This window comes from Paenibacillus anaericanus, from assembly GCF_003994475.1.
In the GTDB taxonomy this organism is placed as follows: domain Bacteria; phylum Bacillota; class Bacilli; order Paenibacillales; family Paenibacillaceae; genus Fontibacillus; species Fontibacillus anaericanus.
Genome location: NZ_RZNY01000007.1, coordinates 35,995 through 48,065, shown reverse-complemented (window position 1 = coordinate 48,065; position 12,071 = coordinate 35,995). Strand labels below are relative to the sequence as shown.

At 41.4% G+C, this 12,071-nt stretch carries 13 protein-coding genes; 12 read left to right on the top strand and 1 reads right to left on the bottom strand.

The features are described 5' to 3' along the window. Positions 1–31: 31 nt before the first annotated feature. Complete coding sequence (locus EJP82_RS10395) at positions 32–1,378, bottom strand: amino acid permease (RefSeq protein WP_127191989.1); 1,347 nt, start codon at positions 1,376–1,378, stop codon at positions 32–34. A 236-nt stretch (positions 1,379–1,614) separates the two neighbouring features. On the opposite strand from EJP82_RS10395, the gene EJP82_RS10390 reads away from it, so the two are divergent. The 12 genes from EJP82_RS10390 (at position 1,615) to EJP82_RS10335 (ending at position 11,996) form a co-directional block, all read left to right on the top strand. Further along, positions 1,615–2,628, top strand: a complete 1,014-nt coding sequence (locus EJP82_RS10390) for a hypothetical protein (RefSeq protein WP_127191988.1) — start codon at positions 1,615–1,617, stop codon at positions 2,626–2,628. Positions 2,629–2,671: 43 nt separating this feature from the next. Next, complete coding sequence (locus EJP82_RS10385) at positions 2,672–3,895, top strand: MDR family MFS transporter (RefSeq protein WP_127191987.1); 1,224 nt, start codon at positions 2,672–2,674, stop codon at positions 3,893–3,895. A gap of 272 nt (positions 3,896–4,167) precedes the next feature. Continuing rightward, entirely contained in the window at positions 4,168–4,434 is a 267-nt protein-coding gene (locus EJP82_RS10380) for a CD3324 family protein (RefSeq protein ID WP_127191986.1), read from the top strand. Between the two features lie 153 nt (positions 4,435–4,587). Further along, complete coding sequence (locus EJP82_RS10375) at positions 4,588–5,463, top strand: TrmH family RNA methyltransferase (RefSeq protein ID WP_127191985.1); 876 nt, start codon at positions 4,588–4,590, stop codon at positions 5,461–5,463. Further along, complete coding sequence (locus EJP82_RS28355) at positions 5,447–6,352, top strand: GNAT family N-acetyltransferase (protein WP_246054038.1); 906 nt, start codon at positions 5,447–5,449, stop codon at positions 6,350–6,352. Before EJP82_RS10375 ends, EJP82_RS28355 begins: the two co-directional genes overlap by 17 nt. Before the next feature lie 83 nt (positions 6,353–6,435). Continuing rightward, on the top strand, positions 6,436–6,702 hold the full coding sequence (locus EJP82_RS10365) for a hypothetical protein (protein WP_127191983.1): 267 nt from the start codon (positions 6,436–6,438) through the stop codon (positions 6,700–6,702). A 103-nt stretch (positions 6,703–6,805) separates the two neighbouring features. After that, positions 6,806–7,837 carry a serine hydrolase domain-containing protein gene (locus EJP82_RS10360; RefSeq protein WP_127191982.1) on the top strand — a complete coding sequence of 344 codons (1,032 nt, stop codon included), beginning with the start codon at positions 6,806–6,808 and terminating at the stop codon, positions 7,835–7,837. A gap of 223 nt (positions 7,838–8,060) precedes the next feature. Further along, positions 8,061–9,167 (top strand): DUF4367 domain-containing protein, encoded by a 1,107-nt coding sequence (locus EJP82_RS10355; RefSeq protein ID WP_246054037.1) that lies wholly within the window; start codon positions 8,061–8,063, stop codon positions 9,165–9,167. A 178-nt stretch (positions 9,168–9,345) separates the two neighbouring features. Further along, positions 9,346–10,530 carry an alanine racemase gene (gene alr / locus EJP82_RS10350; protein WP_127191980.1) on the top strand — a complete coding sequence of 395 codons (1,185 nt, stop codon included), beginning with the start codon at positions 9,346–9,348 and terminating at the stop codon, positions 10,528–10,530. Between the two features lie 245 nt (positions 10,531–10,775). Continuing rightward, positions 10,776–11,057 (top strand): CopG family ribbon-helix-helix protein, encoded by a 282-nt coding sequence (locus EJP82_RS10345; protein WP_127191979.1) that lies wholly within the window; start codon positions 10,776–10,778, stop codon positions 11,055–11,057. Positions 11,058–11,060: 3 nt separating this feature from the next. Then, on the top strand, positions 11,061–11,411 hold the full coding sequence (locus EJP82_RS10340; protein WP_127191978.1) for a type II toxin-antitoxin system PemK/MazF family toxin: 351 nt from the start codon (positions 11,061–11,063) through the stop codon (positions 11,409–11,411). 228 nt (positions 11,412–11,639) lie between these two features. Beyond that, a complete protein-coding gene (locus tag EJP82_RS10335; RefSeq protein ID WP_127191977.1) occupies positions 11,640–11,996 on the top strand; it encodes a DUF4190 domain-containing protein in 357 nt (118 codons plus the stop codon). The last annotated feature ends 75 nt before the right edge of the window (positions 11,997–12,071 follow it).

The following is a 12,071-nucleotide window of genomic DNA, read 5'->3' as shown; positions in this document are numbered from 1 at the left end:
CATGCCAAGTGCAATGGGGGAATGAGTAGAATTATGGAATGCGGCTTGATTTGAACCGGAATATTGACCATACGGCGAGCAGGATCATGACACCAATACATACACCAATACTAATCCGATTCGCTGCATCAAATAAGAAAGTCACGGCAATTATGGATAGACACAGGGTCGTGATGATGGTGAGGTAAGGATATCCCCATACCTTGAAAGTTGGCTGTACAGGATAAGATTTGCGGAGCTTTAACTGAGCTAGGCATATCGCAATCCAAACGATCACAACTACGAATCCAGGCACTGCCATCAATAGAGTAAAGACTCTTTCTTGGGCAAAGTAGGCGATCATTGAACCAAGAAATAGAATAACAGCACAAAGCTTTAGACTATTCACAGGAACACCTTTAGCGGAAATGCGAGCGAGCGATTGAGGTGCTTCTCCGTCCTTGGCTAGAGAATGAAGCATCCGTGTAGCACCGTAAATTCCTGAGTTCGCCGCAGATAACACGGCTGTAATCAGGATGAAATTCATTAGATGGGCCGCGCCTTGCATTCCGGTCGAAGTCAGGACCTGAACAAAGGGACTGGTATGCTCATCTAGTTGATTCCATGGAATAAGCCCACAGATGATCAGAATAGGCAGGGAATAGAAGAGAATGACCCGCAGAATGAAACCCTTCACCACTTTAGGAAGTACCTTTTCTGCATCCTGTGCTTCCGTCAAGGTTAGTCCGATGAGTTCTGAGCCCCCATAAGAGAACATGACGATCAGTAGCGCTGAGAAGATAGAGGTCCAACCATTCGGGACAAATCCACCGTACTCTGTAAAATTATGCAGGAAAGGGGCTTCTGCTCCTGGTAACAACCCAAATAGGAGGCTTCCGCCGAGTACAATGAACACAACGATCATAGCGATTTTGATCCCGGCCAACCAAAATTCAAACTCACCGTAACCACTGACGCTCATTGAGTTCACACCAATTATGAAGGCTGCGCTTGCGAGACTGAGAATCCACAAGGGAACATCTGGTATCCAGAATTGCAGAAAACTTCCGGCAGCAATAACTTCAATTACGCAAACGGCTAACCACATGAAACAGTACAACCAACCAACTATAAATGAAACCCGCTCTCCAAGAGCTTTGCGGATGAATTCTTTCATATTCATGTTGGGATAGACGGTAGCCATTTCAGCGATGGCTCCCATAACGACAAGGAGTAGGAGTCCTGCGAATACATAGGAGAAAATAACTCCAGGTCCAGCAATGCTTACAGTTTCCGCGCTACCTTTAAAGATACCCGTGCCGATGACCCCGCCCATCGCCATAAAACTGATATGCCTCGGTAGTAATTTTTTTTGTAAAGGGGATTGATTAGATTTCACAGTAGAATGCCTCCTGATGAGATGAAATTCGTGATTTAAGATAAACACTGCTCTATATTACAATAAATTTAATCTCTAAGATATGAATGCATAATGAAAGTGTCCAGGAATGTGACTATTGTTTGAATAGTCGAAGATTCGATTCCGTCTGACAATTTTTTCATTTTGTGATAATGTGTGAATACTATAGTTTGAAGCACGAGGGCGAGAGTTAAAGAGAGAAGGGGGATGGGGCATTGAATTATTTGTTTTGGGGCATTCCATTCATGTTTGATTTCAAACTTTATGGAAAAGACTTCATACCGGATATCTTGGGAATTATCATAATCTGCACAGGGCTGTATTCACTTAAGCAGAGAAATTCTTTCTTCCATACAGGATTTTATACATCACTCATTATGCTAGGTTGGGTGTTGTTCAAGTACATATTTAATATCTCGGTTTTTCAAAAAGATATGGTTTCGAGTTCTTCCATACAAAACGATCCGTTTGATTTTAACACCATCGTACCTTTTATTGATCTAGTGACGATCGCCTTCCAGGTAATCCTTGTATATGTGGTTGGACGTGGAATTATTGGGATGGTGAGTGACAAGAAGCCAGAACTAGTTAAGAAGGTCAGAATGCTGGGGTTCGGATATTTCTTGTTCGCACTGATTTCTGTGTGCTACCGGGTGTTCAATCTACTGCAGAATCGTTATGTAGGTTGGATGGAGCTGGCTTTATTTGTTTTCTCTATGATCAGTGTGGTTACAATGATGGTTTATATTAGTAGAGTTCATAGACTATCCTCAAACCTAGATATTTCTACGGATCTGGCATCCCATCAGGATTCCAATGAAGTTGAAGTTGAAGTTGATAATGAATCTAATTCCACTGAGTCTCGTACGAAAGAGGTACCTCCAACAAAAGCACCGGCGATCATCAGTTTGATCTGTGGTGTAATTGCTAATCTTCCCTTAGGGATTTATTTACTGTTATTTATGTTTGCACGTACGTTGAGTAATCCAGATGACCCTAGCGCTGGAGCGGGGGTCGGTTATCTAATGGCCTTTGCGTTTATATTTCTATCCATTGTTTCCGTTCTGTTTGGTATTATAGGTGGTTTAATTGTGTTAGCCTCATCCAAAGTGCATCGATCTTTAAATAAAGCCGGACTATTAAGCTCCGTCATTGGAGGGCTACAACCTATCATCATACTCATGATGGTTAGTCCTGCAGGAGCGATGTTTATTTGGCCAGGTCCGTGATAATTCATTTAGTACGAGTTTACTTTAGCAAAGAAGGCGACATATGAAAACAAACTTAAAACAAATTCATCCTTTATCTTGGACTATTATTATAGGCACGATTTTTGGCCGGATGGCAACAACCATGAGTATTCCGTTTCTCTCTATCTATTTAATCAAATCGATGGGGGCCTCTCCGTCGCAAACTGGTTTTGTTGTAGCGGTTAGTTCTCTAATCGGGGTATTTGCTAGTTTCTATGGAGGATATATTTCCGACGTCATTGGACGTAAAAAGGTCATGCTAATCTCCATTTTTGGTTGGAGTCTTGTATTTGTTGGTTTTGCTCTGGCGGACCGGATATGGATCTTTTTTTTAATGAACGCATTAAATGGATTATGTCGTTCTATGTTCGAACCAACTTCACGGGCATTGCTTGCCGACATTACACCGAAGGAGAGCAAACTTCTGGTATTTAATCTCCGATATGCAGCAATCAATCTGGGAGCTGTGGTGGGCCCTTTATTGGGACTGCAAATGGGAGTAGCAAATTCTAATGGAGTTTTCTACATTGCCGGTCTGGTCTATTTCTGTTACGGGCTAGTGTTGATCGTACAATTCCTGAATAATAAGGAAATTGGGACGGCGACTAAACATCTAGGTAACCGACTGACGTTAATGGGTGCTCTAAGAGTGACAGGTAAGGATCGGATCTTTATATCAGTCTTGCTTGGTATGATATTTTGCGTACTTGGGTATGGACATTTCGGTTCTACAGTGGGGCAATTTATGGAGATAAATCCAAGGATCCAGGACGGAGTCAAATGGTTTAGTTATATGTTGACTCTAAATGCGCTTGTTGTATTAATTGTACAATTTCCTGTTGTGAAATTCGCAAGTCGTTTTTCACCAATTATTCCGTTGATTGTGGGGAGTGCATTTGTATCATGCAGCTTGCTGATATTTGGTCTTTTTGAATCGGTGGTAGCATTCATGCTTAGCGTTATATTGTTTACGATCGGAGAGGTTCTGATGTTTACGATGACAGATGTGCTTGTCGACAAAATTGCTAAGCCTGAACTACGTGGTACATACTTCGGTATGTTTGGGTTCAACAACTTGGGTAATGTCATCGCCCCCTTGCTAGGTGGATTTCTGCTAGATGCAATAGGTGTACAATCTCCACTTCTTATCTTTTCCATCATAGCTGTAAGTTCAGCTTGTGGTATTCCTTTCTTGCTATCAGCACATCGGCACCTGTCTGCAGCAGAAGCACACAGAATCGTTTGAATTTTAGTCGTAGAGGAACTATTGACTTCTTATCACTGTGAGGGGATAATACCCTCAAAATGAAATTACTGGATTACATAAAGGAGGGATACTATGTATTGGGTTATCGATTTCGTATTGGGTTCGCTCCATGCAAAGTCTGCAAGATCAACGCGGCGATTCTTTGCATGGAGCTAAATAATAATCGCCTTCTTTCATCCTAAGGGGTGAGAAGTGGTTACGCAGGCTTTGCTACCTTAAAATGCCAAATGATTTTAAGGAGCGAAGAGCGAATGAAATATATACAAGCAAATGTAATTTTTCCGGAAAATTTATTGAAAGAAATACAGAAATATGTGCAGGGGGAAATGATTTATATTCCCAAACCTGAAGGGATTCGCAAAAGATGGGGTGAAAACTCCGGAAATCGTGAACAATTGGATCATCGTAACACTAAGATTTGTGATCAATTTCTCGAAGGGGCTACGATAGATCAACTGGTTGACACCTTCAGTCTGTCCTATGACAGCATCAAGAAAATAGTGTATAGCAAAAAATAACTGATATTCATTCAAACCCGTGGGAGAAACCAACTCTTACGGGTTTTTAATTTGTGTAAAGAACGATTAGGAATTGTTTTTGATATATTTTGGAGGAGCTCATTTCTTTATAATTTAAATATAAAGCCAAGGTAGAAATGGGATCCGAATACAATGAATACTCTTAAACTAAATCAATTGCTGGAAAAGTATCAGTGGAAAATAAAAAGGTTAGGTCCACAAAATGAGAAGGTAGTTGAGATCAGATCTATCTTACATAATACCCTTAACTCAGTTGAGAGACGCTTTGTAACTGAAGGGATGTGGGCACATCACAAGCTACGGATGACCGATATCCATATCGAATACTGCTTGTTTTGCCCTGAAATGATGTATAGCAATGAAGCAATAGAGCTTGTGGAAGCGTTTATGAACAGTACCGATGATATTTATGTAGTATCTCCAAAAACATTTCAAAGACTTAGTGATCGTGATGACCCAGATGGATTCATATCAGTCGGTATATTACCTGTCTATCACAAAGAGGACCTTGGAATACGGGATGATGCCGTAATTGTGATATTGGATGGGCTGGAAAGCCCAGGAAATATCGGGACGATCTTGCGCTCTTGTGACGGAGCTGGGGTTGATGCGGTAATCATCTGTAACCCTAAAGCGCGCGTTAACAACCCCAAACTGATCAAAGCCAGTATGGGAGCTGTATTTACAGTGCCTATTGTGTACTTTGAACATCCTTCAGAATGTATTACATGGTTGAAAAATCACCGTTTCCACATTTATTTGGCTGATTCGGAGGCTAGGTCATTCTATGGTAACCGTGTCTATGGAGGAAATACGGCCTTGGTTCTAGGAAGCGAACGATATGGGATATCGCAGGAATGGTATAACCATCCCGTACAAACTTTAACGATTCCGATGTCAGGTTCCTGTGATTCATTAAACGTAGGTGTTGCCGCTTCAATTCTTACCTATGAAATATGTTTGAGGAAAAAGGCACTGGGAGGTGATGAATATGAAAACAAACTTTAGGCCCTATATGACGAATGATTTTTTGAAAGTGCGTGATTTTTTAATTCAAACATATTCCAAATTAGGGCGACCAAATAGTTGGGGAATAGACCGCTGGGAGTTTCTTGAATTTTTCCAGGAAGCAAGAAACAGTCATCTCAAACGGCGCTGGCAGGACCGCATTGGCTTATGGGAATACAGTAACGGTGATTTGGCAGCAGTAGCATGTGATGATGGAGATGTTTACTTTTTACTAGATACATTTGAACCGAGTGATGAATTGATAGATGAATTGTTTCAGTATGCAGAGGAGTATCTGTTGACCTATGAAAATGGAGTAAGTACCAATCATCTTGCAATTACTGAGGGCATGGCAGGGATGGAAAGAGTGGCAAAGAACAGAGGATACATTAGCATGGAATGGGACGATATCATGATATCTATTTACCTTGAGAGGGATTTTAAAATGGGAATTCCTGAGGGATTCAAGCTTAAGGCTGGATCGGAAGTAGGTGATCTAAGTAAGGCACAGGGACATATTATGGCTTTTGATTATGAAGGATCACCTCATGCTGAGCTAACTAGGAAGTACTACGGTAATATTAAGAACGCTCCCGACTACAGGCCAGAGCTTGATTTATTCATATTGAATAAGGCTGATGAAGTAGTTTCATTTTGCGGAATCTGGCTGGATGAAGTCAACAAAGTTGCAATTCTGGAACCTGTGGGAACACACAAAGATTACAGGCGAAGAGGGTTAGGAAAGGCTGTAATTTATGAGGGCTTCAATCGTCTTAAAGGGATGGGAGTTGGTAAGGTGTACGTGGGTGCAGATCAACCATTTTATCGTAGCATCGGTTTTGAACCTGATTTCAAAATACATCCATGGAAAAAGGTTAAGAACACATAGTACGACACATTATTCCTTTACTGCCCACACCTCATTAGAACGTGTCGCGTATATTGTGGCATGATTATCAGGAGGTGGACCTTTTGGCAACTATTTCACGGTTTAAGCAGGCAAAAAGCTATTTGAACAAACCAGTTAAAATCAGAACGAAAACAGGTGCAGTTCTATACGGAACCATCGTCAAAGTCAGCGGTAAAAAACTGTATCTTAAAGTATCTGCTGCCCACAGCAAAGGTAGCGGAGCTCATGCCACATTTGTACCGTTTATTATACCGCTTGTTCTGTTTGATTTGCTCGCGATTATATTGCTGCAAAGAAGACGGAGAATAATACGTAGAAGAGTTTTTTAAGATCAGTTTATTCAAAGATCCACTTACAAAGGCTGCTGGCATTTGTCCATCGGCCTTTGTACTAGTCAATAGTATGGACAAGCAACGAAAGGATGTTATGACAATGAATCTTACTCTAAAAATAGAAGAAGCAATGAATCAACACAACCAAGATCTACCTTTTTCAGGTGCAGTATTTGTAGAAGGGGAAGAGAAAATATTTGAACGTGGATATGGGTACGCAAATCGAAGCGAAAAAATAGCTAATACTATTAGCACTAGGTTTGCTATCGCATCAGGAAGTAAAATTTTAACGGCGGTAGCCATTTGCCAACTGGTACAAGAAGGCGTAGTTACATTTGATACGTATCTAAAAGATTGCTTGAATTTTCCTTTTCCACATTTTAATCCAGATATCACAATACATCATTTATTAACTCATAGTTCAGGTGTTCCGGATTACTTTGATGAAGAATTCATGAGCGATTTCGCAGACTTGTGGAAGGATCTACCCGTCTATAACATGAATGCTCCACAAGATTTTTTGCCGTTATTTCAGAATGGGGAGATGAAGTTTGCTCCAGGAGATAGATTCTCTTACAACAATGCTGGATACATACTTTTAGGTCTTATTGTTGAACAATTGTCGGGTTTGAGTTTTCCGGCGTATATTGAGAAGAACATATTTCAACCTTGTGGGATGATGGACTCAAGTTATTTTCGAATGGATCAATTATCGGAGAGAACTGCTGTTGGTTACATAGATCATAAATTAGGTTGGAAAACCAATATATACTCAGTTCCTATTGTAGGTGGTCCTGATGGAGGTTCCTATACAACCGTTCACGATTTAGTGAAGTTTTGGAATGCATTATTTGACAATAGATTATTGTCTAAAGAGTATACTGATATTTTGCTGACCCCGCACGCAAGTGAGAATGAAGAATTACATTATGGGTATGGCGTCTGGATATTGATGAAAGAGAACGAGATTTTCAAGTATTTTGTAATGGGCAGTGATCCTGGAGTAATCATGCAATCATCGGTATATGCGAAAGACAATACACATGCTCATATTCTAGGAAATATTAATAAAGGTGCTGGTATGATTGCGCTCAAAATTGATGAGATAATCCACAATGAGTTTCGCGGATAATTCGAAATTATCAGTAATGTAAAGCCTCCTCTAGAAGATCTGTAAAGATCAAAGAGGAGACTTTTTTTTGCCGAAACCCACTCCTGACGCGGCATTTCACCATTAATAATCCACCCTATAGTATCCAAGCCCCCCAGCTTGTCAAACCAGTCCGCATAAATGGCCAAGTTCCCTCATAGATATGTATCAGTTTAGGAAATCAAACTGCAGAGGGGATGATCTCATGCGTCGACGGATCACATGGGTGCTAACCATCGTGATAGTGTTAAGCGTCATGTTGGCTGGTTGCGGGAAGAAGGACGCCGCCGGTGTTGTCAAAGATTTGGATAAAGTCGTTACAAAGTTGGAGAGTTATCAAGGTTCTGGAACGATGACGTTGTATACGGGTGACAATCCACAGGAATACAAAGTGGAAGTATGGTACCAAAATCCGTCATATTACCGGATTGCGCTTACAAATGCGCAGAAGAACATTACTCAGATCGTACTTCGTAATGATCAAGGGGTATATGTTCTCACACCAAGCTTAAACAAGAGTTTCCGGTTCCAAAGTGATTGGCCAGAGAATCAAGGTCAGGTGTATTTGTATCAAACTCTGGTAAGAAGTATTGTAAGTGATAACTCACGGCAGTTCGTAAGCGATAAGGATAGTTATGTATTCGAAGTAGCTGCGAACTATAACACCCATTCGCTAGTACGGCAGAAGATTTGGCTCAATAAGGGTGACTATGCACCGAAACAGGTGCAGGTATCGGATGCAGAGGCAAAGGTTGTTGTAGAGGTGAAGTTTGATAAATTCGCCTTCGGAACGAAGTTTGATAAAAATTCTTTTGATATGCAACACAATCTGGATGCTGCTGCTCCAGGTGCACAAGGAACGTTGCTCGAAGTTGATGAGTCTGGTGTACTCGTTGAAAAGCCAGATCCATCTGATGTGGCCGTAGATGGTACCGATATTTCTGGGGCAGAGATATCCACTCCAGCATTGTCAGAACCATTTGGAGTAATCATCCCAACGTATCTACCTAGTGGGGTAGAATATAGTGATGATAAGATTGTGGAGGATAGTGAGCGAAGCACAGTGCTTCTACGATATGACGGTACATATCAGTTCACGTTGACAGAGTCCCGTTCGCCAGATCGAACTGCCTCACTTGTATCAGGTGAAGTGATCGATTTAGGTTTTACAGCGGGTCTGCTTACAGGAGATTCTCTTCAAACGTTAACATGGACGATAGACGGTCTTGAATTCCGAATTACTAGCGGTGATTTACCCGTAAATGAAATGGTAAAAATCGCCGGTTCTATGCAGGACCAAACGGGTAAATAATACAAGAGGGGCGGATTGCGACTGTTATGATTGGATACAATATCCAATCATAGCACTCCGTCCGCCTCTTCTTGTATAAATCCTTTATCTTGCTGAATTGACAGTGGCCTTCAGGAATATTACCATTAGTGTATCGTAGAAGGATATACTCACAATCAGTGGAGAAGGTGACCTACAAGTGCAAGTGAAGTATCGACCTACTCAAGCGGAAATCGATATCGATGCGCTACATTCCAATTATTTAGCGTTTCGAACAAGACTACCGAAAGATATGAAGCTACTCGCATGCGTAAAGGCTAATGCATATGGACATGGTGCTGTACCTGTAGCAAGAGAGTTGGAGCAGTTTGGAGCGGATTATCTCAGTGTAGCTTTTTTGGAAGAAGCCTTGGAACTGCGCCAATCTGGCATTACAATGCCGATACTTGTACTGGGATATACACCGGAACATGGCATACGCACTGCATGGGAACACAACATTACCTTGACTGTGTTCAGCGGGGAAACTTTGGGGGCGATTGAATCCCTCGATCCTTCGGAATTTCCGCATAAGTTAAAGGTCCACATCAAGATCGACTCCGGTATGGGACGTATTGGCCTATTACCAGGGGAAGAGGTAGTTGATTTTGTTCAAAGAGCATTGCAAATTCCGCAGGTGGAAGTGGAAGGGTTATTTACTCACTACGCCACAGCGGATGAAGAAAACAAGAGCTATACATTGGAGCAGTACCGACGGTTTCAGGGTGTGGTGGACGCGCTACGGGAGAATGGAATAAATATCCCGATTATACATACTGGTAACAGCGCTATCGCCATTGATATACCGGGAATTTCCTGCCATATGGTGCGGATCGGCATTTCGTTATACGGTCTGTATCCCTCTGATGAGGTTTCATTTGAACAGGTTAAATTAACTCCGGTTCTGTCACTTAAGACGGAAGTGGTATTTGTAAAGTCACTGCCACCTCATTCCTCAATTAGTTATGGGGCGAGATATGTGACGGACCAAGAGGAAATAATCGCCACATTACCAATCGGTTATGCGGACGGATACTCCAGATTACTTGGTGGTAAGGCGCAAGTACTAATACGCGGTCGTCGCGTTCCTGTCGTCGGAACAATCTGTATGGACCAATGTATGGTTTCGCTACAAGCTTTAGCTGAAGAGGCTGAAGAAATTAAAGTCGGCGAGGAAGTTGTGCTCATCGGCCAGCAGTCAGGCGGGGTTATCTCTGCAGGCGAACTGGCATCCGAAATGGGAACCATCCACTATGAATTGATATGTATGTTGGCTCATCGTGTGTCCCGGGTATATAAACGTACCGGTGCGCCTGATATCCTGATAAGCCCACTGTTGTCTTAATTACAACAATTGACAAAAAACTACAAAACTTTTTCCCCTGTATGAAGGAATTCCTGTCTGGTTATCGAATGGTAATAGACATGGAAATGATCAGGTATGTACGGCAATGTCATTTTTGTTTATAATGAAATGCAGCATACTTGATATACTGGCAGCATATATTTCCTTTGTATATATTTCCTTGAATAATGATATACTGATTCAAAGGGACAGGGTTCGACAAGGTTTTGGGGGTGGATGTAAGGATGGCCAATATGCATAGCACCAAAAGGATTATGATCAGTTTGCCGGATCATCTTTTGCAAGAAGTGGATGGAATTGTTGCGATGGAGAACTCCAACCGTAGCGAGTTGATTAGACAGGCTATGAAGTTGTATTTGAATGAACGGAAGAAACGCTTTATCCGTGATTCGATGCAACGTGGTTATATGGAGATGGCAAAGATCAACTTAACCATGGCCTCAGAAGCATTCCATGCGGAGGAAGATGCAGACATCACTCTGGACCGCCTAGTGAGCGGGGTGTAAACATTGATTGTCAAGCGCGGAGACGTATTTTTTGCAGACCTTTCTCCTGTAGTAGGTTCTGAACAGGGAGGGGTAAGACCTGTACTTATCATCCAGAACGATATTGGTAACCGATTTAGCCCTACCGCTATAGTTGCTGCTATAACGGCTCAAATTCAAAAAGCCAAACTTCCAACTCACGTAGAGATTGAAGCGGCTACACATGGCTTTGATCGTGACTCTGTTATTTTACTTGAACAGATTCGTACGATTGATAAGCAAAGGCTAACTGATAAAATAACGCATTTGGATGATGAGACGATGAAGAAGGTAAACGACTCGCTGCTTATCAGTCTTGGTTTGATAGACTTTTAGAATAACCTAACCGGACTCGAAGGTCCGTTTTATTGACGCTCCAAGTATTTTGGGGTGTCTTTCTTTTTTTGAGTGATACGGATATAGTAAGGAGGCCACCCTCGTAAAGCCAACTATAATTGATTTACACACTTCCATAAATCGGAATTAATTTAATAAATATAATTAGATTTAGGCCTGTTATCTGCTATAATTGAATTAATACATACCTTAGGAGGACCTTTTTTAATGAATCAGAATTCAACTGAACAATCTTATCAATATAGTACGCTTAATGATTATCCGCCGAATTACCCACCTGCTCCAGCGAAGACAAATGGCAAATCCATTGCTGCGCTTGTATTGGGCATCCTTTCAGTTATGATTCCTTACGTTGGTTTTCTTATGGGAATTATAGCGATTGTATTCTCTAGCCTGTCTTTTAAGGAAATCAAGAGAACAAATGAACAAGGTAAAGGATTGTCTATCGCAGGGCTCGTATGTGGAATCGTTGGTACTGTGCTATGGGGAATCATTATTTTAATTGTTGTTTTGGCCGTTCTCGCTTTTTCATCCGTGGATAGTTATAATTATTCTAATTTTTAAATTAAGCTTCACAGAACACCGTTGCCTTTCCGGCGCGGTGTTTTGTCATTTCAATAGAACGTATCACATTTCACC

Bases quoted from the DNA above. Each gene is read 5' to 3' on its own strand.
- EJP82_RS10385 (WP_127191987.1), top strand. From the start codon at position 2,672: ATGAAAACAAACTTAAAACAAATTCATCCTTTATCTTGGACTATTATT.
- EJP82_RS10380 (WP_127191986.1), top strand. From the start codon at position 4,168: ATGAAATATATACAAGCAAATGTAATTTTTCCGGAAAATTTATTGAAA.
- EJP82_RS10375 (WP_127191985.1), top strand. From the start codon at position 4,588: ATGAATACTCTTAAACTAAATCAATTGCTGGAAAAGTATCAGTGGAAA.
- EJP82_RS28355 (WP_246054038.1), top strand. From the start codon at position 5,447: ATGAAAACAAACTTTAGGCCCTATATGACGAATGATTTTTTGAAAGTG.
- EJP82_RS10360 (WP_127191982.1), top strand. From the start codon at position 6,806: ATGAATCTTACTCTAAAAATAGAAGAAGCAATGAATCAACACAACCAA.
- EJP82_RS10355 (WP_246054037.1), top strand. From the start codon at position 8,061: ATGCGTCGACGGATCACATGGGTGCTAACCATCGTGATAGTGTTAAGC.
- EJP82_RS10345 (WP_127191979.1), top strand. From the start codon at position 10,776: ATGGCCAATATGCATAGCACCAAAAGGATTATGATCAGTTTGCCGGAT.
- EJP82_RS10335 (WP_127191977.1), top strand. From the start codon at position 11,640: ATGAATCAGAATTCAACTGAACAATCTTATCAATATAGTACGCTTAAT.